Raw genomic sequence first — 26,573 nt, forward strand, 5'->3', positions numbered from 1 at the left:
CCGAATGAAATCAATTTTCTACCGCCCTGTGCAACTGCGCGGCCTGGCTTTTTTAGCATTGCTATTACTGGCGCTGGCTATACTCGGCGGCATGATCTGGCGCAATCTGCATCGCTTTGAGACGGTTTTATCCTACGTCACTTATTCTCACCGCATTCAGAACGTATCGGTCGGCCTGCAGCAATCCTTGATCGAGTATCTGACCGAAGCCGTACCGGTTGCGCCCTCCGAGGCCTTGGCCAGAACGCTGGAGGAAATGGATGCGTTAATGACCGATAACCGTCATTTGTCGGAAAAAACCCGGCAAAGTCTGGAAACGGTCAGGGACTTGCTGAGCGATGTGGGCAAACTGGACCAGTTGGAAAAAAACACGCGCCTGATCACGGCGCTGAAGGTCATGAGCGAAACGCTCGAGAACGAGTCCCTGCAGCGCGAATACTTGCTGGAAAACATCAGCCGTACCACGGAGACCGAACTGTACCTGGCGCTGGTCATCCTGGCCTGGACGTTGATCGTGGCCGTGCTCTTTCTGCACAGCCGCATCCTGCATCCGCTCAACGATTTGAAGCAGCTCCTGCAACGGTTGACGGAAGAGAACTATACGCCGATCACGACCGACCACCTTGACCCGCTGCTGCTGCCGGTATTCAATAGTTATAACGAGATGGTCAAGCATCTGGCGGAACTGGAGGAAGCCAAGCGCCTGCATGCCCAGTCCCTGCAACAGGAAGTCAAATTGGCTACGCAGGCCCTGCTGGAGCAGCAATCAAGTCTGGCGCGGGCGGAGCGGCTGGCGGCAATAGGTGAAGTGGCCGCTGAACTGGCGCATGAAATACGCAATCCCCTGGCCGGCATTCAAATCGCGTTCAGTAATTTCCGCCGCGAAATTCAGGCGCCCGACCAGCAGGAAAGACTGGATATGATCGGCGAGGAGCTGAAGCGACTGGCCCGGCTGCTCAACGAGATGCTGGACCAGAGCCGGCATTCGCCGGAGCCGGCGACCGAATTCGATGCGGCAACACTGATCCGCGATCTGGTCACCTTGACGCGCTACCAGATTGCCGAAAGCGTGCGCCTGGAAATCGATGCACCCTATCCTCTGCCGGTCCAGCTGCCCGAGAGCGCGCTGCGCCAGGCACTGCTGAACCTGATCCTGAATGCGGCCGAAGCGCTGGAAGACGAACCGGGCGTGGTCAGCATCAAAGCGCGCAAGGATGCGCAAGGACTCCATATCGATGTCATAGACAATGGCCATGGCTTTTCAGAAGATATACTGAACTATGGCATTCGCCCGTTCCGTACCAGTCGCCAGCGCGGCACCGGACTGGGACTGGCTATGGTTCAACGCTTTGTCAAAGATATGGGCGGCAGCATCAGACTCACCAATTACCAGCCGCATGGCGCCTGTGTGTCTATCGTTCTGCCGAATAGTCACCTTGCCGGAGATCAATCCTGATGGAAACCCTGCTGATTATCGAGGACGAAAAACTGTTGGGCTCGGAGCTGTCACGCCACTATCGGCAATCCGGCTGGGAGGTCATGCTGGCGACCTCGCTGGCCGAAGCCGAGGAATTATTGCTTAGAGATGAGCTGGAGCCTTTGCTGATTCTGTCCGACATGAATCTGCCGGACGGCAATGCGCTGGATTTCATGGAAAAGATGAAAAAAAACATCAGCCATGCCGAATGGCTGTTTCTGACCGGCTACGGCAGCGTGCCGGACTCGGTCCGAGCCTTGCGTTTGGGTGCTTATGATTTTCTGGAAAAGCCCTGCGATCCGGATCGACTCGACCTGGTCGTCAACAGCGCTGCCCGCAGCGCGGCGATACAGCGCCGGGTTATTGACCAGACACGGCAGGAGCATAGGCGCTATTCGCCGGAAGCCTATGTCGGATCGAGCCGGCAGGCACGCAATGTCCGGGAATTGCTGGCGCGCCTGACCAAAGTCCCGTTCAGCGCCCTCATCATAGGCGGCGAAACGGGCACCGGCAAAGGGCTGGTTGCCCGCATCCTGCATTATGGCGGCGCCAGGGCGCAACACCCGATGATCGAAGTCAATTGCGCCGCTTTGCCGCGCGAACTGCTGGAGTCGGAATTGTTCGGCCACGAACCCGGCGCCTTCACCGGCGCCTCGGGGCGGCATCGCGGCCTGTTGGAACAGGCCGACGGCGGCACGCTGTTCATGGATGAAATAGGCGAAATGCCGCTCGATTTACAGGCCAAGCTGCTGAAAGCGATCGAGGATCACAAAGTCCGGCGGCTGGGCGGCGAGAAGGAAATCACAATCGATGTCCAGATCATCGCGGCCAGTAACCGTGATCTGGAGCGGATGATACGGGACGGCCATTTCCGCAGCGATCTCTATCACCGCCTGAGTGTTTTCCGCGTGATGCTGCCGCCTTTGCGCGAAGCCAGGGAGGATCTGGACGAACTGGTGCCGCTATTCGTGGCCGAATACAACGCCAAGGCCGGACGCCATGTCAAAGAGATTCCCGAACAGGTCTGGGATAAATTGCGCGCTCATTACTGGCCGGGCAATGTCCGTGAACTGCGCAATGCCATCGAACGTTGCGTGCTGTTCGCCGACGGTCCGATTTTTCCGGTCCAATGGCTGCAATTGCCCGGCCAGGAAAGCGCGGCTTCGGAAAACATGGCTTCCGAACCGAAAAACAGGATTTGTCTGCCGTTGGACGGCAGCATGGCGTTGGAAGACATGGATCGTTTCATTATCAAAACCGCCCTGGAAAGGGCCGACAACAATCTGGCCGCTGCAACGCGGGCATTGGGCACAACGCGGGAAACACTGCGCTACCGGGTGCGTAAATATAATATTAAAACGACGGATTGATTTAGACTGAACGGCTCTGAATATTGCTACATTGAAAAAGAACAGAGCAGTCCGGCACTGATTTGCTGAACTGCCCTTCCTCTGAGTGCTTACGGTTTATCTAGGGTAGCCGTATTGCTGAGGATAAGTGTTTTGCTGAGGGTAACCTTGTTGCTGAGGATAGCCGTAGCTGCCCCCCTGCGGATAACTTTGCTGCTGATAACCGCCTCCCTGCGGATAACTTTGCTGTTGCGGGTAACCCTGCTGAGGGTAATTTTGCTGCTGATAGCCGCCACCTTGAGGATATCCTTGCTGCTGGTAGCCTCCGCCTTGAGGATATCCTTGCTGCTGTTGAGGGTAACCCTGTTGCTGTTGAGGATAACCTTGTTGTTGCTGCTGATATCCGCCTTGCGGTTGTTGAGCGCCTGGCTGGCTGCCGGCAGTCGGATTGGCAACGATAGCCAGTTCCACGCGACGGTTCTCGGCCCGGTTAGCATCATTGGTATTAGGCAGTTTCGGCATACGCTCGCCCATACCCTGCTGGGTGATACGCGAGTAATTCACGCCATGCTGAGATAGATAACCGGAAACACTGGTAGCCCGTTGCTCGGATAATTTCTGATTGTAATTATCCGCCCCGACATCATCGGTGTGGCCAGTGATACTGATTTTGGAATCCTGATACTGATTTAACACATTAGCCACTGAATCCAGAGCGGATTGAGCTTGCGACGTCAAGTTGGACGAATCGAATCCAAACGTAACGTTGTTCGGCATGGTCAGGGTCAGCGTATTCTCGGCTGTTCTCTGAACCTCGATACCGGTTCCCTGCAGCGATTCATTCATCTGCTGTTCCTGACTGTCCATATAGGCACCAACCGCCGCGCCTAACGCGCCACCGGCCAAGGCGCCCCAACCGGCATTCTTAAGATCGTTACCCCCAAACAAAGTACCGGCGCCGGCGCCTACCACTGCTCCCAGTCCCCCGCCTTTAGCAGTATTGCTTATACGTGATTGACCGGTATAGGGATCGGTAACACAAGCTGTCAATAAAGCAGAACTGATACCGATAACTAATAAACTTTTTTTCATAATTGCACAGCCTTTGGCTAATTTTTATAAAAATATTTATGTATCTATCTGAGACTTTTCAGTTAGAAACGAATTGATAATTATAGAGCAACCTCAGCATTTTGAGTTCACAATGGGCTATTGTTCTTTGCACTTTTAAGCATTTAAGAAGTAATGATTGATGATCTTTTATGAATTCCGGCTGAATGTCACCATTAAAATCATGTATGAAACTTTTCATTTGAATCACGAAAAATAGTGTTCAGCATCGGCATGGCAAAAAGAGTAATTGAATGCATAAGTATTCGTACGAATAAAATCTCTCTACTCCTTTTGTTAGGATGATCCCCGTCGATTAGCAATAGCTCCCATGCTTTTCGACAATTTTGTCTCTACTTTAAAAAGACCACCTCCCACCAACCCCCCACAATTTCTGGTGGTCTTTCTTTTTTATCACCCGTTATCTTTTTAAGACTTCCGCTCCATTATCGCTTAATCCTGTTCAGCAATAAAAGCACCGCTGCCCCTGCAAAAAACGAAACCAGTAAAGTCCCCCAGGCGCTTTTATCCCAGTCTACCGTATAAGAATCAGCATTGACAGCCGCCGATATGCCCGGAATACTCGGCAAATCGCCATCGCCGCCGTCCACTTTCAACTGCGCCTTCATGCCTTTCTCCATGTGCTGAGGCACTTCGCAATGGACCAGATAGGTCTTGCGCTGGCTGGGCACGATAAAAGAAGCCGTCTTCTGGCCCGGCCCGTAGATTTCCATCGTGAACATGCCTTGCGGGTAAATATAACCCGGCAGATCGTGAATCATGAACTGGTGCCGGATCTTGTCCTCATTGATAAACGTGACATTAATGCGCGAACAGGGCGGCGCTTCCCATTGCTGCTGGTCGAACGCGTACATGATGCCGTTGAATTTCCTGGCCTGTTTATGACCGGCGCGGACCGTAATATTGACATCGCCGGCGATCTTCTTGCAGTCGCGCGGCACGTTATCGGTATTGCTATTCATGATCATGCCGGTTTCGTCCATCATCATGCCGTTATGGTTCATAGCCGCCATGACCGGCTGAACACCGGCTATCGCCATTAACAAAATAAGAGGCTTAACAAAACTCATTCCGCTGCTCCTTTCTTAAAGCTGCGCACGAGGTAGAACACCAGCGCGAACAGCAAGCCGACCGTCAGGCCGAAGGCGATGATTTTCAGATAATTCGGGGGCAGAGGACCTGCTTCGCCCAGTAGTTGCACAAACTCGCCCGTGGCCCACATGGGTTTTTCGCGCGCGTAATAAGCGCTGGTAAAGAACTGATCAAACATCCCTTCGTGCAGTTTCGGCATGCCCTGCTCATCGATGTAATCGCGGTACACGACTAAAGAGATATTACCCCCCGGGCTCACACCGTCATTGGTCGCGCCGACCTCGACATGATCGTGAAACATCCAGACACCCTCGCCATCGTTGTGGAGGCCGTCATTGGTCGTATCCAGCTTGATATCGACGCGCTGCGCCGATGCAATATCGACCACATCGCGGATGACCTGCATGGTCTCGGGCTGTTTGATGCCGTCGTAATGCGTGATCGTGGCCTTATGACCGTGAAAATGCAGCGCCATGGCCGAATTCTGAGCATTAGCGACGCGCAGTTTGATCTTTTCATTGGGTTCCGTGACGATCAGATCATCACGCAACGTATACGGGAAGGCATGGCCGTTCAGCAGGAAATAGTTTTCATGCGATTCGGCCATGTTGTATTCGCGGTTCATTTTTTTCTCGATCAAGCGAGGATCGTTGGCCTCCTGGATGATTTTGGCCAGACGCTTGTCGACGGACTGATAATGCAGGTCATATTCCTGATTGTATTCCTCTTTGACGCCAACAGACGGATGCCGTACGTGTCCTCCGCCAATATTGAAGGTCTGCACCCAGTTGTTCGGGCGATTTTCTTCCACGATGAACATACCGGCCATGCCCATCATGAAGTGTTTGTCGGTCTGTACATGGCAGTGATAAAGCATGGTGCCGGTCGTCCGAGGCTTCATTTCATAAGTGTGGCTATCGCCCGGGAAAACGCCCATGTCGCCAGCGCCGCCGTGCGCATCGCCGTCGTTATCGTTGCCGGACGCCGTTTTCCAGGGGTGGTCAACGCCGTGAAAATGAATCGTGTGCGGGAAATAATGCGAGTTTTCCAGCGTGATATAGACCTGATCGCCCTGCTCGACGCGAATCACCGGCGACGGCGCGCGCAGGAAATAATTGGCCTGGTTGGAGCCGTAATTCTTCACGGCCATGTCACTGGTCTTGGGCGCGAACACCCACAGCCCCGGCTGCACGCCCGGCAACACATCATAACTGGGGATCAGAAAATCGCCGTCGGGCGATCTGCCGTTAAGCTCGATGACTTCCAGCTTGATGCGGATCACATCGGGGTCGCCGTCGCCGTCCAGGTCGTCGGTTTTGGTCAATGCGTCTTCGGACAGATGCGTGCTCATCAAGGTAGGCATCGAAATGTTATTGACGCCTTTGACGAAAGCAGCGATGTCGTATGGATTGTCGGGACTGCACGCCAGCGATTCAGCGATCTCGACGCCGTCAATAGTCTGAGCCTGGCGCCATTCGGGGTGTTCGTCCTTACAGGGTTTTTCAAAGCCGGACGGCTTGCCGGCCATGTTAGGGCGCGTGGACGGCGGATTCAGATCGGCTTCCTCGAACTTGCCGGGTCTTAACCAATATGCCAGGGGAATTAATAAAACGATCAGGAGAAGACTTAATAAACGTAAGTATTTATTCTGCATTTTTAGACAACTGTACAGCAAGATTCAACTAAACACGCCACTATACCGAAAATTTCCCGGCAGGGAAGCATTAGTTCATCATGATATGGGATAAACGCCTCATCCTGATTCCTGAATAAGAATAACATCTGTTTGCTTTCCTCAAGACCATGCGCTTCCTGTGAGTATTTCTACCGACTATAAGCAATTTTACTGATTTCAGAATAGCTGAATCGGTGCCATGATAGTTTATTTAACAAATGCCGCCTAAACATGATTCTGGTTCAGGCTCTGTTTAAACGCCGCTGTATTGACGTATGATTACTTAAATTTATAGGCCGGCTTATCCCAAGCCTGTCCTAAAAATCATTAAATGACTTCGGCAAAAAATATAACGAAAAACGAGCCTACCTGTTTTTGAATGCAAACTTTTATACCCACTCGATTGCTCGTCAGGTATCCGCAAGTTTACCGCTTGACACTAGCGCTCATCACTCCCGTTACCGCAGCGATCCTTCAGCAATGGTTCTGGCCCTATATCCTGCCTTACACCTGGTTGCTGCTATATCCGGCGGTGTTTTTCAGCGCATGGATTGGCGGCTTTTGGGCGGGGCTGATGAGTACGGCGGTAGCGACGCTGTTAGGCCTTCATTTTTTTGTTCATCCCGAAGAGCCCTGGCCTGTGCAAAATCTGGAGCGCAGCTATTCTATTGCGGTATTCGCTGCCATGGGACTTCTTATCAGCATCACGCACGAGAAGCTAAAGCGCAGCCAAAGGGCATGGGCAACCAATGCCAATCAGTTGAAAACCCATCAAGCCCGATTGACACTGGCTCTCGCATCGGCCAACGCCGGCCTGTGGGAATGGGATGTACAAACCAACCAGCTATTTTGGTCTGATAATCTTTGGTCGATGTACGGCCTCGAACCTTCAAGCCCGCCTTCGTATGACAATTGGTTAGGGAGCGTGCATCCCGATGATCAGGCCGCGGTGTTTGCCACTCTGAATCATTGTGTAACGGCCGGCCTTGAAATCAATCTGGAATGGCGGGTGGCCAATCTGCCGGGAAATCAGGAGCGCTGGCTCATGTCGCGCGGCCAAGCGGTTTTTGACGAACAAGGGAAAGCCGTTCTCTATCGCGGCATCGTGCTGGATATTACCCAGCGCAAGCAACAGGAGCAGCTCATCGAAGAGCATCAGCAGCGTCTCGATTTCGCCCTGTCAACCCTGGAGGCCGGCGCATGGGAGTTGAATCTGCAGGATCGCACGGTGCACCGAACGTTATTGCACGACCTCATCTTCGGCTACCAGAAACGCTTGCCCGGATGGACCTTTGAGCAATTCCTCGACCATGTATTGCCTGAGGACCGGGACGCCGTGCAGCAGCGCTTCAATAAGGCCATACAGATGCGGACTGACTGGGACTTTGAATGCCGCATCCGCCGTACCGATGGCGAAATACGCTGGATTTACGCCAAAGGCCGCCTTAAGCTGGACCAGATGGAACGGCCCGTGTCCATAGCCGGCATCGTCCAGGACATCAGTGGACGCAAGCAGGCCGAAGAGTCGCTGACCAGAACCCACACGCTCCTCAACGCCCTGATGACGCAAGCGCCCATGGGCTTTGCCTATCTGGATCTCGAGTTACGTTATCTGCTTATCAACGACAGTCTCGCGGCACTCAATGGCCTCCCTGCCGCCGCTCATATCGGCCGACGTGTCCACGACATCGTGCCGACGCTGGCTGCCACGGCGGAGGACGTAATCAACCTCATTCTGGCGACTGGAGAACCGGTCAAGGACTATGAGTTCAGCGGCGAGATCCCCACAGCGCCCGGCGTAACAGGCTACTGGAACGAAAGCTGGTATCCCTTGTATGACGATACCGGCCAGATCACCGGCTTCGGAGCGATGGTCGAGAACATTACCGAGCGCAAACGGGCCGAAGAAGCCCTGCGCGAAGCCGACCGGCGCAAGGATGAATTCCTCGCCATGCTGGCCCACGAATTGCGCAACCCGCTGGCGCCGATCAGCAACGCCGTTCAGATCATGAAGCGGCCGAACCTGGACGAAACGCGGCTGGCCTGGTGCCGCAACGTCATCGACCGCCAGGTCGAGCACCTGGTCCAGATGGTCGATGACCTGCTGGATGTCTCGCGCATCAGCCGCGGTAAAATCGAACTCAAGAAAGAAATCCTCGAGGTAGCGGCTATCGTGCAGCGTGCGGCAGAGACCACTCAGCCATTGATCGAGGCTCGGCATCATGCCTTTACGATACACCAGCCGCGGAATCCGCTTTATGTTGAAGGCGATCTGGTGCGACTGTCTCAAGTCGTGGCGAATCTGCTCAACAATGCGGCGAAATATACCGATGAAGGCGGATGCATCGGGCTGACCGTCGAGCAGTCAGGCAATGACATCCTGATCCGGGTGCGCGACAATGGCCGGGGCATCGAGCCTTCGACGCTGCCCAGCCTGTTTCAATTGTTCTACCAGGTGGACCACACCATCGACCGCGCGGAAGGCGGCCTGGGCATCGGACTGGCCCTGGTCAAAAGTCTGGTAACGATGCACGGTGGTGAAGTCCGGGCTCACAGCGAAGGCCGCGGCCGAGGCAGTGAATTCGTCATCCGCCTGCCCGGCCTGCGGCGGGCGCCGACCGTTCCGATTGTCGATTCAACAAAACCGGAATTCATAGAAGACCCTTTGCGCATTCTGGTGGTCGATGATAATCGCGATGCCGCCCAGAGCCTGTCCATGTTATTGAGCGGCGAAGGACACACCGTCGGACTGGCCTATGATGGACCTAGCGGTTTGGAAACTGCGCTGGCTGAACGACCGCAGATCGTGCTGCTGGACATCGGCCTGCCCGGCATGGACGGCTACGCGGTCGCACGGGCGTTACGGCAACAGCCCGGCCTGGACAGAATGCAGTTGATCGCCTTGAGCGGCTACGGGCGGAAGGAGGACCGTGAACAGGCGCGGGCAGCCGGATTCAACGGTTATTTGACCAATATAGTCCTTCCGTCCTGTTTTAGGTGATACTCAGCACAGCTGGCAGGTAGCTGCCAGTAAAGCAGGACATGCACCTGCGGGCTACGAATAATTCGACCCCAACATTTAGATGTTCACCGGTTTGGTTTCGAGCCCACGGGTGCGCTTGGGATCACTAACGAATACTCAGGGCTTGCCGCGGCATCGGCTCACCTATATTGCTTTCGCAGATCTCAGGCAGGCATGTTTCTCTTGGTTAATCGACCCCGCCGGAGATCAGGTATGAATAGCCTTAACAAGCCATCGTTTACAGCTTTTGTCGGTATTGACTGGGCCGACAGAAAGCATGACGTTTGCCTTCAAGCGGCAGACAGCCCGAAGCGGGAGTTTTCAGTGATTCCCCATCAAGTTGAATCGATCAACGATTGGGCGCAAGCCTTAATTCAACGGTTTGGCTCACCTATTGCGGTCGCCGTGGAACTGTCGAAAGGTCCGATTGTATATGCACTGCAGAAATTTGATAGCTTTGTCATTTATCCGATCAATCCTGGAACGCTGGCCAAGTATCGGGAAGCCTTTACGCCGAGCAGGGCAAAGGATGATCCGACGGATGCGGAATTCGCTGTGGATCTACTGTTACGTCATCCCGAGCGTTTTAAACCCCTTCAGCCTCAAAGCCTGGAAATGCGAGCCTTGTCATCCCTGGTTGAGCAAAGAAGGAGTTTGGTTAACGATAAAATCCGTCTCACCAACCGTCTGCGTTCGGCCTTAAAGCAGTATTATCCGCAAGTCCTGGACTGGTTTGATCATATTGATACCCCGTTATTCTGTGCTTTCATTCGCCAATGGCCAACGCTGGCCCAAGTCAAACGGGCCCGAAAAAATACGCTGGCCACCTTTTTTCATCAACATAACATGCGTTTTCCTCAGGTGTTGGAAGAGCGGCTGGCAGCGATCAAAACTGCAACGCCGTTAACTTTAGATGAGGCTATTATCATTCCCTATCGCCTACAGGCACAGGTATTGATCGAACAGTTAAGCGTTACTCTGGAAGGGATTAAACAATTTGACCAGGCCATTGAGCAAATCGCCTGTCAGCATCCTGATTATGCCTTGTTTAGCGCATTGCCAGGCGCAGGTTCATCGCTCGCGCCGAGGCTATTGGTGGCGTTTGGCGAGCAGCGAGATCGATACCCGAGTGCGGCAGATTTACAAAAATATGCGGGCGTTGCGCCAGTAACGGAGCGCAGTGGTAAGAAACATTGGGTGCATTGGCGGTGGGAGTGCCCGACCTTTCTTCGACAAACCTTCACCGAGTGGGCGGCACAGACCATTAATAAATCATTCTGGGCGGGCCAATATTACCGACAGCAGCGCGCAAAGGGCTCAACCTATCAAGCCGCTGTGCGTTCCCTGGCGTTTAAATGGATACGTATCCTCTACCGGTGCTGGCAGACCGGTAAGCCCTATGATGAATCCACTTACCTCAAAGCGCTGGAACAACGGGGCTCCTCGTTGCTAAAACCAGGCGGCGAAATCAGTGAAAAAGCTTGACGGACTAACTCACGGCGTGAACCGGTCAACTTTGATGAACTGCATTACGCCTTGGCTCAATCATCCTTTGATCATTGACGGCCAGTCCGTCTGTTAAATCTCCGGCACGGATTAAATAGTTCTGACTCAGGCTTTATTTCATACTCATTGCCAAGGGACAAAAAGCACGGCGTAAACCCATCCTTATGCTATCTATATCCGAACGGCATCATGCCGTCGAAAAAGAAATCATCAAAATCATCCAGGTCGGATTTTTTGGGAATCTTGTAGCTTTTTAGCCATGCTTTCAGCGCAGCAGGATCCTGAAAGGTTTCAAGCTCTTTCCGAATGGCGTCTATATCTGTCTTAACTGATTTAAGATCATGTTTCAGTGATGCAATCAATTGCCTGGGAGTCAGAAGCGCATAGAAAGGCAGATTTAATTGCAACTTAAATATCTCTGCAATTTGATGAACTTCCTGATCCAGCTCAGACAACTGCTCTTTCAATATCTTATTGAAATGTTTCAGACGACTGTCAGCCATTTGGCTCAAATGCGCGGGATCGATCTGCTCAATTTCCAATTGCAACTCCAGTAGCTGCAATAAGTCTTTTTTGCCGTAAGCGGTATTGACGCGCTGCATCAACTCCGTTTTGCGGACGCGTTCCTGTTCATCCGGCTCGCGGTCGGGATGCAGTGTGGCGACTAATTTACGGTAAACCTCCTGGACCGACTTACTTGCCAGCGCCTCTTCCTCTCGTTGGCGCGCTTCTTTTTCCAATTGTTTTTTGGTTTTTTTACGCTGTTTAACGGGGGCGTCCAATTGCTCTTTTAATTGAGCTTCTGCCTGCGCTTGCAGCTTTTCCTGCAAGTGAGCGTGCAATTTTTCCGGCGAACTTACATCGACGTCATCTCCCAAATCTACATTGAACATGCCTTCCGCGATGCTTCTCATGAGTTCGCCAACAGCGGCTTCAGTCTCCTGGTTGATGGTATCGTAATCTTCACCACTATATTTGTTGAACAAGGCTTTCAGTTCATCGTTGTTCAACTCGGGAATTAATTGCTCACATGCCTCGCAAATAAAATGCTTAATTTTCAATTTGTCGGTTTTTTTGAATAGCGGCTTGTCGTAAGACTGATCCAATAACTTGGCCCACTCAAATTTCTGGTTATTCAAGATCTCTACAGCAGGGTCGTATTCCTGCTCAACTATTTGATGATACAAAGGGATGGTTTCTTTCCACTCGATCAACAGCTTTTTTTGACGGTCAATTTTTTTAGTCAGGCTATTGAATTGTTTTTGGGCCGCGGATAAGGTTGTTTTTCCATCGGTTTTTGGAGCAATTCGGACGATTTTGCGTTTGGATTGAGCCATGGTTTAAATCTCATGATTGAGCGGACAAAAGGCTGGCGGCGTTTATGAGTGCTATTTTATCAAAATAATTCGACTGATCCTTCCTTAATGTCTCTGGCCTGCGATTGAGTTTTTCGGGCGCCGTAGCCCGGTTCCAGTTGCCGTGTTGATGGATTGCTGACAAATTGTTCAAAAAACCACCAGGCCTTGCACATCACAGCCATAAATTCATAATAAAAATCAGTACATTAACGATAAAAAACAGCATGGCATTTAAATTGCTACATAGAGAATTGCCGGGTTATCAACATCCCTCTGATGTGCGTACTTGGGCCTTTTTCAACAGTAGCGAGGTATTGATATGTTCGAAGTCATTCTGCTTGTTCTCGTCATGTTTGTCATGGCGGCATGCGCTTTTTTTCCATTGGGTTACAGCATGGTGTTTTTTTCGAAATCCGCCCAACAATCCACGGTCGCCAATCAAGTGGAATCGACGGCCGATTCTGAGCTGAGAATCCTCGAGGAATCAAATCATCTTCTGACTCGTCTGATAAGTGAAATCGAGTCTTCCTTTGGGCCCCGCCCAACCGACTCCGTCTTGCGGCGCCATTACAACACCCTGGTCGCCTCTGAACTGGAGACTCGTTTGGCAGCTTTGGCTAAGTAAACCAAAAGCACCAAAGTCGGGTTACGCATCGCGAACCCGACCTGCGGCTTCGTAGACTTTGCGTTATCCAACCGACAATAGATCAGCCAATCCGGATGACATGAAATCCGGGCTTGGACGTACTCATCGGTTTATGTCACCTTTCCTGCATCCATCCGATTTTTTTGTTGCATTTGTCGCGTAACCGACATTTCGTTTGATTTTTTTCTTCACTTACCGACATCATTTCCCGCACTGTTACAAAGGTTTTTTGGCCGGCGTCAATCCGGTATGGATGTTGCTATGGTCTTACGGAGCAGTGTCGACGGGAGATATAGTGTCAGTCACTGCGTTGACAAACAGGCACTGAAAAATGTTCAAGCGCATCTATCGACCGTGCATTCTTCACGTAGCCGGATAACAATGCCAGGAGTTCCTGAATGAATGAAACCTTTTACGATGTCATGCGCAGGCAGGGCATCACGCGCCGCAGTTTTCTCAAGTTCTGCAGCCTGACCGCTGCCTCGTTAGGGCTTTCTCCCGCTTTCGCTCCCAAAATCGCGCATGCGATGGAGACCAAGCCGCGCATTCCGGTGCTGTGGCTGCATGGCCTGGAATGTACCTGTTGTTCGGAATCCTTTATCCGTTCCGGCCATCCCCTGGCCAAGGACGTGATCCTGTCTATGCTGTCACTGGATTACGACGACACCATCATGGCGGCCGCCGGGCATAACGCCGAAGCCATCGTCGACGAGATCGTGGAAAAATACAAAGGCAATTACATCCTGGCCGTGGAAGGCAATCCGCCGCTGGCTGAGGATGGCATGTACTGCATCATCGGCGGCAAGCCCTTCGTCGAACAGCTCAAATACGCGGCGGAAAGCTGCAAGGCCATCATCTCCTGGGGCTCCTGCGCATCCTGGGGTTGCGTACAGGCCGCCAAACCCAATCCGACCCGGGCTACGCCAGTGCATAAAGTGCCGGGCCTGGCCAACAAACCGATCATCAAAGTCCCCGGCTGCCCGCCGATTGCCGAAGTCATGACCGCCGTTGTGGCGTATTTGCTCACCTTCGACAAACTGCCGACGCTGGACAAACAAGGCCGCCCGCAGATGTTCTACAGCCAGCGCATTCACGATAAATGCTACAGACGGCCGCATTTCGACGCCGGCCAGTTCGTCGAGCACTGGGACGACGAAGCCGCCCGCCAGGGCCATTGCCTGTACAAAATGGGCTGCAAGGGGCCCACCACCTATAACGCCTGCTCGACGGTGCGCTGGAACGAAGGCACGTCATTTCCGATTCAGGCCGGCCACGGCTGCATCGGCTGTTCCGAAGACGGTTTCTGGGACAAAGGCAGCTTCTACGAGCGCCTCACCGACATCAATCAATTCGGCATCGAAGCCAACGCCGATGCCGTCGGCGGCACTGCGGCGGCCGTGGTCGGCGCCGGCATCGCCGCGCATGCGGGCCTTACAGCGCTGAAACGGGCTAAACAATCAGGAGCAGAACAACAATGACAGTCAGAAACACCCCCAACGGCTTCCATCTGAACGACGCCGGCCGCCGCGTCGTGGTCGATCCGGTTACGCGCATCGAAGGCCACATGCGCTGCGAAGTCAATATCGACGACGACAACATCATCCGCAATGCCGTCTCCAGCGGCACCATGTGGCGTGGCCTGGAAGTGATACTGAAAGGCCGCGACCCGCGCGATGCCTGGGCTTTCGTGCAGCGCATCTGCGGTGTCTGCACCGGCACCCATGCCCTGACCTCGGTGCGCGCGGTGGAAGATGCCCTGAAGATCAAGATTCCTGAAAACGCCAATTCGATCCGCAACCTGATGCAGCTCAGCCTGCAGGTGCAGGACCATCTGGTGCATTTTTATCATCTTCATGCCCTGGACTGGGTCAATCCGGTCAATGCTTTAAAAGCCGATCCCGCCGCCACTTCGGCGCTGCAACAATCGATTTCGCCGCACAACCCCAAGTCCTCGCCCGGCTATTTCCGCGACACGCAGAACCGCCTGCTGAAATTTGTCGAATCCGGCCAGCTGGGTCCGTTCAAAAACGGCTATTGGACCAACCCAGCCTATCTGTTGCCGCCGGAAGCCGATCTGATGGCGGTCACGCATTACCTGGAAGCGCTGGATTTTCAAAAAGACATCATGAAAATCCGCACCATCTTCGGCGGCAAGGACCCGCATCCGAACTGGCTGGTCGGCGGCGTGCCGTGCGCGATCAACATCGACGGCATCGGCGCCAACGGCGCGATCAACATGGAGCGGCTGAATCTGGTCTCGTCGATTATCGACCGCACCATCGATTTTATCGATCAGGTCTACATCCCCGATTTACTGGCCATCGCCCAGTTCTACAAAGGCTGGCTATACGGCGGCGGCATTTCCGGGCAAAGCCTGCTGTCCTATGGCGACATCCCCGATAACGCCAATGACTACTCGGCGGCCAACCTGCTGATGCCGCGCGGTGCGATCATCAATGGCGACTTGAGCAAAGTCCATGAAGTGGATCTGACCGATCCCGAGCAAATCAAGGAATTCGTGCCGCATTCCTGGTACAAATATCCGGACGAATCACTGGGCCTGCATCCCTGGGACGGCGTCACCGAGCCCAATTACCGCATAGGGCCGAAAACCAAGGGCAACCGCACCCACATCGAGGAACTGGACGAATCCGCCAAATACTCCTGGATCAAGGCCCCGCGCTGGCGCGGCCATGCGATGGAAGTCGGCCCCCTGGCGCGCTATGTGATCGGCTATGCGCAAGGCAACAAGGAAATCACCGAGCAGATCAATTTCGTCCTGAAAACACTGGACGTGCCGGCCACAGCCCTGTTCTCGACCCTGGGCAGAACCGCGGCCCGCGGCCTGGAGGCACAATGGGCGGCCGGCAAGATGCGCTATTTCATGGACAAGATGATCGCCAACATCAAGGCCGGCGATCTGGCCACGGCCAATGTCGAGCGCTGGGACCCGGAAACCTGGCCAAGCAGCGTCAAAGGCGTCGGCTTTACCGAAGCGCCGCGCGGCGCATTGGGCCATTGGCTGAAAATCGAGAACACCAAAATCGCCAATTATCAATGCGTGGTGCCGACCACCTGGAACGGTTCGCCGCGCGACGAGCAAGGCAATATCGGTGCTTTCGAGGCGGCTTTGATGAACACCAAGGTCGAGCGCCCCGAGGAACCGGTGGAAATCCTGCGCACCCTGCACAGTTTCGATCCTTGCCTGGCTTGCTCCACGCATATCATCAGCCCGGAAGGCACCGAATTAACCCAAGTCAAAGTTCGCTGAGGAGAATGTATGAACAGTTTGAACAAAATTAAATTGCAATGCTTATCGTTAGCCGGCTTAGTCGCGTTTTCGCATGCCGTATCGGCGCATACCGGCTTGTTGCCAACCGATGGTTTCAGCCATGGCTTCCAGCATCCGTTTTTGGGCCTTGACCATTTTCTGGTAATGCTGGGGCTGGGGTTATGGGCGAGCAGCCAAAGCCGCTTGCTCGCTCAACAGGCGATAGCACTGTTTTTGTTATTCATGCCGGCAGGCGCCCTGCTCGGCTTAGCCGGGCTTGATCTTGCCTATGTCGAAACCGCCATTCTGGTCTCACTGTTGTCGTTCGGCATCGCGCTCGGTTATGGCACGAATAAACTGCCCAAGGCGATTATCTTGCTGTCAATCGCCATCTTTGCCGCTATGCACGGGCTGGCGCACGGCAGCGAAATGCCGGCTGCCGCATCGGGATATGCTTATGTTGCCGGAATCGTCTCAGGCACTGCGTTACTGCATTTTTCCGGCTTGATACTGGGCTTGCTCATCCGGCGCGCCAATGCGGCCGGCTTGATCCGCATCTATGGCACCCTGACCGGCCTGACCGGCGCCTGGCTGTTGTTCGCATAAGGAAGCCGCCATGAATCAGCCTGCATCTTCCACTCAAGCCGTTTACGTCTATGAAAAACCGGTACGGCTATGGCACGGCCTGAACGCCTTAGGTATCGTCGCCTTGACCATCACCGGCTATTTGATCGCCGATCCGCTCGCGTCGATGGGCGGTGAAGCGTCTGATCACTTCCTGATGGGCTATGTCAGGTTCGTGCATTTCGCCGCCGGCTACCTGTTGGCGATAGGTCTGCTGTTTCGACTGTACTGGGCCTATGCTGGCAACGAGCATGCCCGGCAAATCTTCCTGCCGCCGTTGTTGAACCGGAATTTCTGGCAAGGCGTCGGCCATGAAATTCTGTGGTATGCCCTCCTCGTCAAGGAACCGCGCAAATACACCGGCCATAACCCATTGGCGTTGCTGGCCATGCATTTCGCCTTCGTTTGGGGCACGCTGTTCATGATAGTCACCGGCTTTGCGCTGTACGGCGAAGGCACGGGGCGAGGCAGCTGGCAATACGCGCTGTTCAGCAGTTGGGTGCTGCCGGTTTTCGGCGGTAGCCAGAGCCTGCACAGCTGGCATCATCTGGTCATGTGGCTGATCGTGTGCTTTGTGCTGATCCACGTTTATGTCGCCGTGCGCGAGGATAAACTCTCCCGCCAGAGCATTTTGTCGACGATAGCGACCGGCTGGCGCACCTTCAAGGACGACAAACCGCTGGACGACATCCATTGACCATGAACATTTTACTGCTGGGCATAGGCAACGTGCTGTGGGCGGACGAAGGCTTCGGCGTTCGCGTGATCGAGCGCCTGCAAAAAAACTACCGTTTTCCCGATCGGGTCAAAGTCATGGACGGCGGCACCCAGGGCGTTTATCTGGTCGAACATGTGCAGGCCGCCGATGTATTGATCGTATTCGATGCAATCGATTACGGTTTGAAGCCTGGCACTCTGAAACGGATCGAAAATGACGACGTGCCGCATTTTCTCGGCGCCAAAAAGATGAGCCTGCATCAAACCGGCTTCCAGGAAGTGCTGGCGATGGCGCAAATGCTGGGCAGTTATCCTCAACACTTGCTGCTGATCGGCGTGCAGCCGGAAGAGCTGGACGACTACGGCGGCAGCCTGCGGCCATCGGTCAAGGCGCAGATTCAACCGGCGATCGACATGGCGCTTGGTTTTCTGAAGGCTTTCGGCATTGCCGCCGAAACAACCGACACGGATGGCGATCTGGCCGACCCGGTGCTGAACATGCAACGCTACGAACAGGAACGGCCAAAGGCTGACCAGGCCTGCCGGATCGGCGATGAGCGCATCCTGCAATCCGACGCGTTTGAGGTGCGCTCGCCGCAACCTGCGGACGAAAACACATTGCAGGTCGATGTCGATTACCGGGGCAAATACTGATGTGCATCGGCATCCCCATGCAGATCATCGAGCAGCGCGGAGAATCGGCGCTCTGTGTCTACCGCGACCAGGAAGGCCTGATCGACATGATGTTGGTCGGCCCGCAGCCGGTCGGCACCTGGCTGCTGGTTTTTCTCGATACCGCCCGGGAAGTGCTCAGCGAACAAAGAGCCCGGCAAATCGCCGATGCGCTGGAAGCCCTGCATCTGGCGATGCAGGGCGACAGCCAAATAGATCATTTATTTGCCGACCTGGTCGACAGGGAACCCCAATTACCGGAGTTTTTAAAACCATGACATCGCCTCTGATTGAACAATTGCAGACCCGGCACGGCTATCCCTTGCTGGATGCGGACAGTTACGATCATTTCGTTTACGGCGCCGAAAACGTCGTGCTGTTTTTCTGCAACGATCCCGTCCAGTTTCCGGAAAGCCTCGATGTCGCGGTGATCCTGCCGGAATTGGTCAAAGCGTTTAGCGGGCGGCTGCAAGCGGCGATTATCGCCCAACCTATCGAACGCGAATTGCAGGCGCGCTTTCGCTTTACCGGATGGCCGTCGCTGGTGTTTTTGCGCAATGGCGAGTATTTAGGCGCCATCACCGGCATCAAGGATTGGCTGGAGTACAGGCAGGAGACCTTGCGGATTCTGGCCGCCACACCCGGCGAACCGCCCGGCTTCGATTTGGACAAAGTCTGTGGGGCACGATGAATTTTGGAATCCGTAGTAGGGTACGCACCGCGTACCTTTCCCAAACGTTCCAGGCATTCAAAATCTAAACAAAGGTACACGGTGCGTACCCTACATTAATAACCAGCCAGCGAAATTAATAACCCTGAAAAACTATGACCTCAATCTCCCTCCCTATTTTCGGCCAAGGCAGTCAACCGCCTGAAGAAGACGGCGTCGAGCTGGACTACCTGCAAATGCCGCAGGAAATGGCGACCTACAGCATGCCGCAGGTTTCTGCGGAGTTAAACGCGGCGGATTTGGCGCAGGCAAAAAATGTATTGCGGCAATTACAGCAGAATCTGGCTGCGTTTCCCTCCGCTTCCGGGCCCAACGACCTGACAGCGCTGGATCAACACAACCGGCAATTCATCAACGAGCTGCTCGGTGAAGGCGAAGTCAGCATGATTTGTTCCGGCGGGCAAGATAGCCGCATTCAGGAGTCGGTGCTGGCAGGCGTCTGGCGTTTGCAGCAACTCGATGCCCGGCAACAGGTCGTCGCCGATGTGCTGGAAGTCGGCATTATTCCGCGACTAATCGCGCAGTCGGCCTTTGCTGGCGCAGCCGGCCAAATCGACACGCATTGGACGGCTCTGCCGGAAGGCGTAATGAACGCGCCGCCGCTGCTGGCCGAGCTCAACGCGAAAATCGCCGGCTACCGGCCGGGCGGCGAAGCGCATGTCATCAACTTGAGCCTGTTGCCGCAAACCGAGCAGGATCTGGCGTTTCTGGAACAACGGCTGGGCAAGGGCTCGGTGACGATACTGTCACGAGGCTACGGCAACTGCCGAATCACTGCGACCGGCACCCGTTTCGTCTGGTGGGTGCAGTATTTCAATTCGCAGGACACCTTGATTCTCAACACCCTGGAAGTCAGCGACGTGCCCAGCGTGGCCTGCGCCTCGCCGGAAGACATAGAAGACAGCCGCGAGCGTTTGCAGGAAATACTGAAGGTTTATCTATGAACGACGCCTTTTTCGCCGGCGCCTATGGTGGCGACGCCTCAAGATTGCCGCCGGAGACCCGGCTGGAGTGCAAAATCTGCTGGCATGTCTATGATCCGGCAGATGGCGACGAGGTCTGGCAAATACCGCCCGGCACGGCTTTTTCGCAGTTACCCGAGCACTGGAGCTGCCCGCAGTGCGGCGCCCCCAAACGGGATTTTCTGGTGCTGGACGATTGAGTATGCAGTGGCAGAATGGCGAGCAGATCAGGCTCGCGCTGGAAACCGTATTTAACGACATTCTGGAAACACGCCTGCGCGGTGTGCCGGTGATTAACCCCGCGCTTTCAGTGCAGGCCGTCGGTTTCGATCCGTTTAACGAAGACTGGCTGGGCGTATTGATTACGCCCTGGTTCATGAACCTGCTGTTGCTTTCGGGACCGGATAGTCACTGGCGCGAACAGCCGCCCGGCAGCAAATTCGAGCAGCTTTTTCCGTACGGTATATTCGAATTTACGCTGGCCCACGAAGCGCAATTAGGGACTTATGCGCTGTGTTCGCTGTTCTCGCCTATGTTTCAGTTCGACAATCAGTCAGCCGCTCTGGGCGCGGCGCAATCCGCCTTGCAAGGTTTGCTAACCGCCCCGGCAGCGCGCGTTGTCAGCCGCCGGAATTTGCTGCGCGGCTCTTTCGGAAGCCGTGAATGACACCGGCCGGCACTATCCATATCGAGCTGCATCACCGTGCCGGCCAAGCCAGTGAGGTGCGCATCGTCTCCGCTCGCCCCGAAGCGACACGGGTATTGCTTGGCAAAACCCCGGAACAAGTCCTTGCCAGCGTACCGCTGCTGTTCACATTGTGCGGCAATGCGCAATGCTACGCGGCGCTGCAGGCCTGCCGCGCCGCAGTGGGCATGGACGCCGAACCCGAACCGGATGCGGCTCGCGAGATGCTGGTGCAACTGGAAACCTTGCGCGAGCACGCCTGGCGGATTTTACTGGACTGGCCGGGACTGGTCGGCCTGGAACCGGATAAAAAAGCCGTAGCGTCGCTGTTGAAATTCGATGCGCAGTTCAAGCGGCATCTGTTTCGAGATGGCGAGGCATACAAGCTCGACAGCCGTCTCGACATCGATGCCATGCCGCTAATGCGATTGGCAGCCGAATTGGAAGCACTGATCGACACCTCTATTTTCAACGGTCGGCTTGACGGTTTTCGGGCGATAACCGGCGAAGCGCAGTTGCGCGACTGGCTGTGGCAAAACGCTGCGTTACCGGCTCATTTGCTGAACGACTTGTATGTACAGGATTGGCCGGCGGTCGGCCGAAACGACATAGCTTGTCTGCCCGAACTGGATAACGAAACATTGAACCGGCAGATGCAACAGTACGATTTGACGGTGTTCTGCCGGGCGCCGCATTGGCAAGATCGCTGCGTTGAAACGACGCCGCTGAACCGGCAATGGTCGCATCCCCTGATCGCCGAATTGCGAAGCCGTTACGGCAACGGCCTGATGGTGCGCTTCCTGGCCTGCTTGCTGGAAGTAGCCGCGATACCGCTGCGGTTAAGTCGATTGACCGGACGAAAAGCTAAGCCTGCGATCGCCCCGAATGCTGATGGCATCGGTTTGGCCCAGGTTCAGGCCGCGCGCGGCCTGTTGATTCATCGCCTGGAATTGCGACAAGGGCGAGTGTATGATTACCGGATCGTCGCGCCTACCGAATGGAATTTCCACTCCGAAGGCGTTATCGCCCAAGGCTTGAAACAATTAAAGACCGAAGATCCGAACGCGCTGCGGCGGCAGGCGGAACTATTAATCAACGCAGTGGACCCATGCGTACAATACAATTTAAAGCTGACGGACAGTGGTAGCGAGGCAGAAGCCCATGCATGACAAATCTGTTTGGAACAAGTTTGCACTGGCCCGAAGGGTGCATGGCAGGGACAGCCATGCATGAGCTGTCGCTGTGCGAAAGCGTTTTACAAATACTGGAGCAACAGGCGGAAGCCCAGCAATACCGCAAAGTCAAAACGGTCTGGCTGGAAATCGGTGCGTTGTCCGGCGTCGAGATCGAGGCGTTGCGTTTCAGTTTCGATGTTGTCATACAAGGCTCGCTGGCCGATCATGCCCGCCTTGAAATCATCGAAGTGCCGGGCCAGGCCTGGTGCTTGCCGTGCGGGCGCAATGTGGCCGTGCAGCAGTTATACGATCAATGCCCGCGCTGCGGCAGCCATCAATTGCAGGTCAACGGCGGCGATCAAATGCGAATCAAAGAACTGGAGGTAGAATAATGTGCGGCGTATGCGGCTGCGGCGAGGGCCATTCCCACTCGCACGATCATGACCATTCCCATGATCACCATCATCACGACCATGACCACGAACACGACGCGGCGCATGCTCACGCACCGGGTCTAAGCCGGGTGCGCATGGTGCAGATCGAACAGGATATTCTGGCCAAGAATAATCGTTATGCCGCTAAAAATCGCAGCTATTTCGGCGAACGCGGCATGCTGGCCTTGAATCTGGTTTCCAGTCCCGGTTCCGGCAAGACCACGCTGTTGACCGAAACCATCGCCCGGCTGAAAGACGGCATCGCCATCACAGTGATCGAAGGCGATCAGCAAACCGCCCGCGACGCCGAGCGTATCCGCGCCACCGGCGTGCAAGCTGTGCAAATCAATACCGGCAAAGGCTGCCATCTCGACGCGCACCGCATCGGGCATGCGCTGAAAAGCCTGGAGCCGGACAACCATAGCCTGTTATTCATCGAGAACGTCGGCAATCTGGTCTGCCCTTCGTCATTCGATCTGGGCGAGGCGCACAAAGTGGTGATCCTGTCGGTCACCGAAGGCGAGGACAAGCCGATCAAATACCCCGACATGTTCCATGCCGCCGACCTGATGATTTTGAACAAGACCGACCTGCTGCCGTATCTGGATTTCGACAGCGAGCAATGCATCCGGTACGCGAAGCAGGTCAATCCGCGCATCAAGGTATTGCCGTTGTCGGCCAAAACCGGCGAAGGTATGAACAACTGGCTGCGCTGGCTCAAGGCCGAATTGGAATTGCAGCGTATTGGATATGCTTAATGCTCGCTACCGTAGGGTACGCACCGCGTACCTTCTGGATTTTGATCGAGCGATTTGAAAATGGTACGCAATACCCTATAGGGCATAAATGCGTACCCTACATTTGAGGAAACCGAAATTCATGTGCCTAGCCCTGCCTGCCCAAATCATCGCCATCGATCCCGATACGGGGATGGCGACCGCCTCGGTCGATAACATCAAGGTCGAAGTATCGCTGGCCCTCGTCGATGATGTCGCGGTCGGCGACTACGTGCTGGTGCATGTCGGTTATGCGCTGAATAAAATCGACGAGGACGAAGCCCTGAAAACCTTGGCCTTGTTCGCCGAAGCCGGATTGACATCCAACCCATGAAATACATCAGCGAGTTCCGCCAGCAAGACCTCGCCCGGCAATTGGCCCAGGCCATCGCGCAAACTGTCGATCCCAACCGGCACTACCGGCTGATGGAATTTTGCGGCGGCCACACCCATGCCATTTTCCGCTACGGGGTGCAGGACCTGATGCCGGCCAATGTCGAATTTATCCACGGCCCCGGCTGCCCGGTCTGCGTATTGCCGACAGGACGCATCGACAACGCGATCCAGCTGGCCGAACGGCATGACGTGATTCTCTGCACCTATGCCGACCTGATGCGGGTGCCGGCCACCGGGCGCAACAGCCTGCTGAAAGCCAAGGCCGGCGGCTGCGACATCCGCATGGTTTATTCCACGCAGGATGTCCTGAAAATTGCCCGCGAAAACCCGGCACGGCCCGTGGTGTTTTTCGCGATCGGCTTCGAAACCACCACACCGCCGACCGCCGTCGCCATTAAGCAGGCGCAGGCCGAACGTCTGACCAATTTTTCGGTGTTCTGCAACCATGTGCTGACGCCTGCCGCGATGCAGGCGATACTGGACGCACCGCAACCGGTCGCGTCGGCAATTGCTCCCGGCATTGCTCTACCTCCTGCATCCATGCAGTCGATCGATGCGTTTCTCGGACCTTCCCACGTCAGCACGGTCATCGGCAGCCAGGCCTATGAGCCATTTGCCGAGCACCATGCCAAACCCATCGTCATCGCTGGTTTTGAACCCCTGGACGTGATGCAGTCGGCGCTGATGCTGATCCGCCAGCTCAACGAAGGCCGGCACGAGGTCGAAAACGAATACAGCCGCGCCGTCACCCGCCAGGGCAACCTGAAAGCGCAAGCGCTGATGCGGGAAATATTCGAGTTGCGGCCACAATTCGAATGGCGCGGTCTGGGTTTGATCGCCGACAGCGCGCTAAAACTGAAAGCCGATTATGCTGATTTCGACGCCGAGCAACGTTTTGATATGCCCGCGATCCAGGCATCCGATGTCAAAGGCTGCGAATGCCCGGCCATCCTGCGCGGCGCGAAAAAACCGCAGGATTGCAAGTTGCTGGGCACGGTCTGCACGCCGGAAAATCCGATGGGGTCGTGTATGGTGTCGTCGGAGGGGGCTTGTGCGGCATATTGGTCGTATGGGCGGTTGAGTCGTAGGTCGGGTTAGCGCAGCGTAACCCGACATATCAAGCGGCAAATGTCGGGTTACGCTGCGCTAACCCGACCTACACTGGATGAATTCATGAAGCCCAGTAGGGTACGAGACTGTGAAAGTATTTCCCCACCCAAGCGATTCACCGTTTTCCGACCGCCAATTTTTGGGGATTTGCGGGAATTTTCCGTCTGACCGGGCCATTTTTTCCAACCAGAAGTCCCTTTCCGCTCATTTTCTAGGCCAAAGCGGCGTTATTGGCCCCGTTCTCCGTCCGTTGGGCGCAATAATCCCTGAACTGATCGACGCCAAGCATGTTTAACACCCGCGTGAGGTTGTAGCACAAAACCATCAGGCCGAATTCGCCCCGGCATTTTTCCAGGCCGCGCACCCAAAAGTGGTGTATCCCGGCACGATGCTTGAGGGGGCCGAACGGGTGTTCGACCAGTTGGCTGCGGGTCTTCATTGCCGTTCCCGCGTTTTTCATACGCTGCAGGTGCCGTTCGACCACGCCTTCGTGTTCCCAGCGTTCGATCTTTTTATAGCGGCTTTTGGGGCTCAGGCATTGGCTGCGCAGCGGGCACGCCTTGCAAGCGGACACCTGGCTTTTGTATGCCTGGATGCGCTTGCCCTCCCGTTCCTGCAAGCCGCCGCAAGGGGCTAACACGTCGCCTTGCGGGCAGCGGTAGCGGTCCACTTCCGCCTCGTAGTGGAATTGATCGCGGGCGAAGCGCCCGGCCTTGGCCGCGGCTTTTCCCTTATTCGGGACCGGCACATAGATTTCAAAGTCCTTTTCTTCCGCCTGCCGGGCCTGTTCGCCGCTGAAATAGCCTACGTCGGCCAGACCCGTCAGGTATTCGGAGTGCAGCACTGCTTGCGCTTTTTCCAGCATCGGCACGAGTTGTCCCGTGTCGTTGCCGTCCTGGGTGACCTCGCTAGCGACTATCAGCTTGTGTTTGGCGTCCACGGCGATCTGCACGTTGTAACCGGCGGTGACTTTGCCGTGTTTGCTCAACAGGCGGGCATCCGGGTCGACCGTCGAAATTTGGCGGTCCGCCGATTGCTCCAGGCGCTCCCGCAAGGCCTGTTTTTCAGCTTGCTTCGCCTTAAGCCGGGCGATCTTCTCGCCGAGCGCCCCGTCTTCCACCAGACTCCCAAGTCCCGCCCGGTCATCCGCCGCGTCCTGTTCGGCCAGCGCACGCTGGTAGTCCTTGATTTTCTTCTCCAGTGCGGCCAATTGGTCATCCAGCTTTTTGGCCGTGTAACTGTGGGCCGTAGCGGTGTCGCCCTTGAAAAAGCTGCCGTCGACGCCGACCTGTTCACCGCCGTACAGACCGAGTTGCTTGCACAGCAGCATGAAGTCCTTGTTGCTCGCCTTCAGCGCTGCGCCGTTGTCCTTGCGGAAGTTGGCGATGGTTTTGTAGCACGGGTGCAAACCCTCGATTAGCCACATCACTTCCAGGTTGCGTACTGTCTCGCATTCCAGACGCCGGCTGGAATGGAGGCGGTTGAGGTAGCCGTAAAGGTACAGCTTCAGCAGTGCGCCCGGCGGGAAGGGCGGTTGCCCCACCTGCCCCCCGGGACCGGTGTTTTGAAAGCCGAGGGTCTGCAAGTCCAACGTCTCGACGTAGGCGTCGATGGCCCGGACCGGGTTGCCTTCGGACACGTATTCGTCAAGGCTCGGCGGCAGGAGCATCATCCGGTGGCGGCATTGGCCGGTTTTGTAGCGGCGTATCATCGTTTCTTTTTTATCAAAGGGATAATGGCGTATTATACTTTGCGGCCTGGACGG

25 protein-coding genes are annotated in these 26,573 nt (G+C 55.2%); 20 read left to right on the forward strand and 5 right to left on the reverse strand.

Going from position 1 to position 26,573, the window contains the following annotated elements; all coding sequences use genetic code 11:
• The first annotated feature begins 4 nt into the window (after positions 1–4).
• Both METLU_RS0108265 and METLU_RS0108270 read left to right on the forward strand, forming a co-directional pair.
• Complete coding sequence (locus tag METLU_RS0108265; RefSeq protein WP_027157809.1) at positions 5–1,456, forward strand: sensor histidine kinase; 1,452 nt, start codon at positions 5–7, stop codon at positions 1,454–1,456.
• Entirely contained in the window at positions 1,453–2,847 is a 1,395-nt protein-coding gene (locus tag METLU_RS0108270; protein ID WP_027157810.1) for a sigma-54-dependent transcriptional regulator, read from the forward strand. Before METLU_RS0108265 ends, METLU_RS0108270 begins: the two co-directional genes overlap by 4 nt.
• 96 nt (positions 2,848–2,943) lie before the next feature.
• Here the strand turns inward: METLU_RS0108270 and METLU_RS0108275 are convergent, their stop codons facing one another.
• The 3 genes from METLU_RS0108275 to METLU_RS0108290 all read right to left on the reverse strand — a co-directional run bounded on the left by METLU_RS0108275 (position 2,944) and on the right by METLU_RS0108290 (position 6,703).
• A complete protein-coding gene (locus METLU_RS0108275; RefSeq protein WP_027157811.1) occupies positions 2,944–3,918 on the reverse strand; it encodes an OmpA family protein in 975 nt (324 codons plus the stop codon).
• Positions 3,919–4,382: 464 nt separating this feature from the next.
• Positions 4,383–5,027, reverse strand: a complete 645-nt coding sequence (locus METLU_RS0108285; RefSeq protein ID WP_027157812.1) for a multicopper oxidase domain-containing protein — start codon at positions 5,025–5,027, stop codon at positions 4,383–4,385.
• The gene (locus METLU_RS0108290) at positions 5,024–6,703 is read right to left on the reverse strand and encodes a multicopper oxidase domain-containing protein (RefSeq protein ID WP_027157813.1); all 1,680 of its coding nucleotides are present in this window, start codon (positions 6,701–6,703) and stop codon (positions 5,024–5,026) included. Before METLU_RS0108290 ends, METLU_RS0108285 begins: the two co-directional genes overlap by 4 nt.
• A 400-nt stretch (positions 6,704–7,103) precedes the next feature.
• Between METLU_RS0108290 and METLU_RS27250 the strand changes: the two genes are divergently transcribed.
• The gene (locus METLU_RS27250) at positions 7,104–9,725 is read left to right on the forward strand and encodes a hybrid sensor histidine kinase/response regulator (protein WP_081679050.1); all 2,622 of its coding nucleotides are present in this window, start codon (positions 7,104–7,106) and stop codon (positions 9,723–9,725) included.
• 234 nt (positions 9,726–9,959) lie between these two features.
• On the forward strand, positions 9,960–11,231 hold the full coding sequence (locus tag METLU_RS0108300; RefSeq protein ID WP_027157521.1) for an IS110 family RNA-guided transposase: 1,272 nt from the start codon (positions 9,960–9,962) through the stop codon (positions 11,229–11,231).
• Between the two features lie 188 nt (positions 11,232–11,419).
• On the opposite strand, the gene METLU_RS0108305 is transcribed toward METLU_RS0108300, so the two are convergent.
• Positions 11,420–12,589, reverse strand: coding sequence for a hypothetical protein (locus METLU_RS0108305; RefSeq protein ID WP_027157814.1), 1,170 nt, complete (start codon positions 12,587–12,589; stop codon positions 11,420–11,422).
• 340 nt (positions 12,590–12,929) lie between these two features.
• On the opposite strand from METLU_RS0108305, the gene METLU_RS0108315 reads away from it, so the two are divergent.
• The 16 genes from METLU_RS0108315 to hypD all read left to right on the forward strand — a co-directional run bounded on the left by METLU_RS0108315 (position 12,930) and on the right by hypD (position 24,796).
• Positions 12,930–13,235: a hypothetical protein gene (locus tag METLU_RS0108315; RefSeq protein WP_027157815.1), complete on the forward strand. Its 306-nt coding sequence runs from the start codon at positions 12,930–12,932 to the stop codon at positions 13,233–13,235.
• A gap of 419 nt (positions 13,236–13,654) precedes the next feature.
• Positions 13,655–14,734, forward strand: a complete 1,080-nt coding sequence (locus tag METLU_RS0108320; protein WP_027157816.1) for a hydrogenase small subunit — start codon at positions 13,655–13,657, stop codon at positions 14,732–14,734.
• Positions 14,731–16,527 (forward strand): nickel-dependent hydrogenase large subunit, encoded by a 1,797-nt coding sequence (locus METLU_RS0108325; protein ID WP_027157817.1) that lies wholly within the window; start codon positions 14,731–14,733, stop codon positions 16,525–16,527. The genes METLU_RS0108320 and METLU_RS0108325 overlap by 4 nt, the downstream gene beginning before the upstream one ends.
• 9 nt (positions 16,528–16,536) lie before the next feature.
• Entirely contained in the window at positions 16,537–17,133 is a 597-nt protein-coding gene (locus METLU_RS24845) for a HupE/UreJ family protein (RefSeq protein ID WP_036242948.1), read from the forward strand.
• 10 nt (positions 17,134–17,143) lie between these two features.
• The gene (cybH, locus tag METLU_RS0108335; RefSeq protein WP_027157818.1) at positions 17,144–17,848 is read left to right on the forward strand and encodes a Ni/Fe-hydrogenase, b-type cytochrome subunit; all 705 of its coding nucleotides are present in this window, start codon (positions 17,144–17,146) and stop codon (positions 17,846–17,848) included.
• Between the two features lie 2 nt (positions 17,849–17,850).
• Positions 17,851–18,522 carry a HyaD/HybD family hydrogenase maturation endopeptidase gene (locus METLU_RS0108340; protein ID WP_027157819.1) on the forward strand — a complete coding sequence of 224 codons (672 nt, stop codon included), beginning with the start codon at positions 17,851–17,853 and terminating at the stop codon, positions 18,520–18,522.
• Entirely contained in the window at positions 18,522–18,818 is a 297-nt protein-coding gene (locus METLU_RS0108345; RefSeq protein WP_027157820.1) for a HypC/HybG/HupF family hydrogenase formation chaperone, read from the forward strand. The genes METLU_RS0108340 and METLU_RS0108345 overlap by 1 nt, the downstream gene beginning before the upstream one ends.
• A complete protein-coding gene (locus METLU_RS0108350) occupies positions 18,815–19,231 on the forward strand; it encodes a thioredoxin domain-containing protein (protein WP_027157821.1) in 417 nt (138 codons plus the stop codon). The genes METLU_RS0108345 and METLU_RS0108350 overlap by 4 nt, the downstream gene beginning before the upstream one ends.
• Before the next feature lie 134 nt (positions 19,232–19,365).
• Positions 19,366–20,214 carry a hydrogenase expression/formation protein gene (locus tag METLU_RS0108355; RefSeq protein WP_027157822.1) on the forward strand — a complete coding sequence of 283 codons (849 nt, stop codon included), beginning with the start codon at positions 19,366–19,368 and terminating at the stop codon, positions 20,212–20,214.
• Complete coding sequence (locus tag METLU_RS0108360; protein WP_027157823.1) at positions 20,211–20,432, forward strand: rubredoxin; 222 nt, start codon at positions 20,211–20,213, stop codon at positions 20,430–20,432. The genes METLU_RS0108355 and METLU_RS0108360 overlap by 4 nt, the downstream gene beginning before the upstream one ends.
• Positions 20,433–20,434: 2 nt before the next feature.
• Entirely contained in the window at positions 20,435–20,899 is a 465-nt protein-coding gene (gene hybE / locus METLU_RS0108365) for a [NiFe]-hydrogenase assembly chaperone HybE (protein WP_027157824.1), read from the forward strand.
• A complete protein-coding gene (locus METLU_RS0108370) occupies positions 20,896–22,086 on the forward strand; it encodes a Ni,Fe-hydrogenase I large subunit (RefSeq protein ID WP_027157825.1) in 1,191 nt (396 codons plus the stop codon). The genes hybE and METLU_RS0108370 overlap by 4 nt, the downstream gene beginning before the upstream one ends.
• The gene (gene hypA / locus METLU_RS0108375) at positions 22,083–22,484 is read left to right on the forward strand and encodes a hydrogenase maturation nickel metallochaperone HypA (RefSeq protein WP_456237700.1); all 402 of its coding nucleotides are present in this window, start codon (positions 22,083–22,085) and stop codon (positions 22,482–22,484) included. Before METLU_RS0108370 ends, hypA begins: the two co-directional genes overlap by 4 nt.
• Complete coding sequence (gene hypB, locus METLU_RS24850; protein ID WP_036242951.1) at positions 22,484–23,284, forward strand: hydrogenase nickel incorporation protein HypB; 801 nt, start codon at positions 22,484–22,486, stop codon at positions 23,282–23,284. The genes hypA and hypB overlap by 1 nt, the downstream gene beginning before the upstream one ends.
• Before the next feature lie 121 nt (positions 23,285–23,405).
• Positions 23,406–23,636, forward strand: coding sequence for a HypC/HybG/HupF family hydrogenase formation chaperone (locus METLU_RS0108385; RefSeq protein ID WP_027157826.1), 231 nt, complete (start codon positions 23,406–23,408; stop codon positions 23,634–23,636).
• Entirely contained in the window at positions 23,633–24,796 is a 1,164-nt protein-coding gene (hypD, locus tag METLU_RS0108390; RefSeq protein ID WP_027157827.1) for a hydrogenase formation protein HypD, read from the forward strand. The genes METLU_RS0108385 and hypD overlap by 4 nt, the downstream gene beginning before the upstream one ends.
• Positions 24,797–25,019: 223 nt before the next feature.
• On the opposite strand, the gene METLU_RS0108395 is transcribed toward hypD, so the two are convergent.
• Complete coding sequence (locus METLU_RS0108395; RefSeq protein ID WP_036242953.1) at positions 25,020–26,519, reverse strand: IS1182 family transposase; 1,500 nt, start codon at positions 26,517–26,519, stop codon at positions 25,020–25,022.
• Positions 26,520–26,573: the final 54 nt, after the last annotated feature.

Source organism: Methylobacter luteus IMV-B-3098 (assembly GCF_000427625.1).
Lineage (GTDB): Bacteria > Pseudomonadota > Gammaproteobacteria > Methylococcales > Methylomonadaceae > Methylobacter > Methylobacter luteus.

What these genes read in the sequence shown, in the direction of transcription:
- METLU_RS0108265 (WP_027157809.1), top strand. Translation starts at nt 5, where the DNA reads ATGAAATCAATTTTCTACCGCCCTGTGCAACTGCGCGGCCTGGCTTTT.
- METLU_RS0108275 (WP_027157811.1), bottom strand. Translation starts at nt 3,918, where the DNA reads ATGAAAAAAAGTTTATTAGTTATCGGTATCAGTTCTGCTTTATTGACA.
- METLU_RS0108285 (WP_027157812.1), bottom strand. Translation starts at nt 5,027, where the DNA reads ATGAGTTTTGTTAAGCCTCTTATTTTGTTAATGGCGATAGCCGGTGTT.
- METLU_RS0108290 (WP_027157813.1), bottom strand. Translation starts at nt 6,703, where the DNA reads ATGCAGAATAAATACTTACGTTTATTAAGTCTTCTCCTGATCGTTTTA.
- METLU_RS27250 (WP_081679050.1), top strand. Translation starts at nt 7,104, where the DNA reads ATGCAAACTTTTATACCCACTCGATTGCTCGTCAGGTATCCGCAAGTT.
- METLU_RS0108300 (WP_027157521.1), top strand. Translation starts at nt 9,960, where the DNA reads ATGAATAGCCTTAACAAGCCATCGTTTACAGCTTTTGTCGGTATTGAC.
- METLU_RS0108305 (WP_027157814.1), bottom strand. Translation starts at nt 12,589, where the DNA reads ATGGCTCAATCCAAACGCAAAATCGTCCGAATTGCTCCAAAAACCGAT.
- METLU_RS0108315 (WP_027157815.1), top strand. Translation starts at nt 12,930, where the DNA reads ATGTTCGAAGTCATTCTGCTTGTTCTCGTCATGTTTGTCATGGCGGCA.
- METLU_RS0108320 (WP_027157816.1), top strand. Translation starts at nt 13,655, where the DNA reads ATGAATGAAACCTTTTACGATGTCATGCGCAGGCAGGGCATCACGCGC.
- METLU_RS0108325 (WP_027157817.1), top strand. Translation starts at nt 14,731, where the DNA reads ATGACAGTCAGAAACACCCCCAACGGCTTCCATCTGAACGACGCCGGC.
- METLU_RS24845 (WP_036242948.1), top strand. Translation starts at nt 16,537, where the DNA reads ATGAACAGTTTGAACAAAATTAAATTGCAATGCTTATCGTTAGCCGGC.
- cybH (WP_027157818.1), top strand. Translation starts at nt 17,144, where the DNA reads ATGAATCAGCCTGCATCTTCCACTCAAGCCGTTTACGTCTATGAAAAA.
- METLU_RS0108340 (WP_027157819.1), top strand. Translation starts at nt 17,851, where the DNA reads ATGAACATTTTACTGCTGGGCATAGGCAACGTGCTGTGGGCGGACGAA.
- METLU_RS0108345 (WP_027157820.1), top strand. Translation starts at nt 18,522, where the DNA reads ATGTGCATCGGCATCCCCATGCAGATCATCGAGCAGCGCGGAGAATCG.
- METLU_RS0108350 (WP_027157821.1), top strand. Translation starts at nt 18,815, where the DNA reads ATGACATCGCCTCTGATTGAACAATTGCAGACCCGGCACGGCTATCCC.
- METLU_RS0108355 (WP_027157822.1), top strand. Translation starts at nt 19,366, where the DNA reads ATGACCTCAATCTCCCTCCCTATTTTCGGCCAAGGCAGTCAACCGCCT.
- METLU_RS0108360 (WP_027157823.1), top strand. Translation starts at nt 20,211, where the DNA reads ATGAACGACGCCTTTTTCGCCGGCGCCTATGGTGGCGACGCCTCAAGA.
- hybE (WP_027157824.1), top strand. Translation starts at nt 20,435, where the DNA reads ATGCAGTGGCAGAATGGCGAGCAGATCAGGCTCGCGCTGGAAACCGTA.
- METLU_RS0108370 (WP_027157825.1), top strand. Translation starts at nt 20,896, where the DNA reads ATGACACCGGCCGGCACTATCCATATCGAGCTGCATCACCGTGCCGGC.
- hypA (WP_456237700.1), top strand. Translation starts at nt 22,083, where the DNA reads ATGACAAATCTGTTTGGAACAAGTTTGCACTGGCCCGAAGGGTGCATG.
- hypB (WP_036242951.1), top strand. Translation starts at nt 22,484, where the DNA reads ATGTGCGGCGTATGCGGCTGCGGCGAGGGCCATTCCCACTCGCACGAT.
- METLU_RS0108385 (WP_027157826.1), top strand. Translation starts at nt 23,406, where the DNA reads ATGTGCCTAGCCCTGCCTGCCCAAATCATCGCCATCGATCCCGATACG.
- hypD (WP_027157827.1), top strand. Translation starts at nt 23,633, where the DNA reads ATGAAATACATCAGCGAGTTCCGCCAGCAAGACCTCGCCCGGCAATTG.
- METLU_RS0108395 (WP_036242953.1), bottom strand. Translation starts at nt 26,519, where the DNA reads ATGATACGCCGCTACAAAACCGGCCAATGCCGCCACCGGATGATGCTC.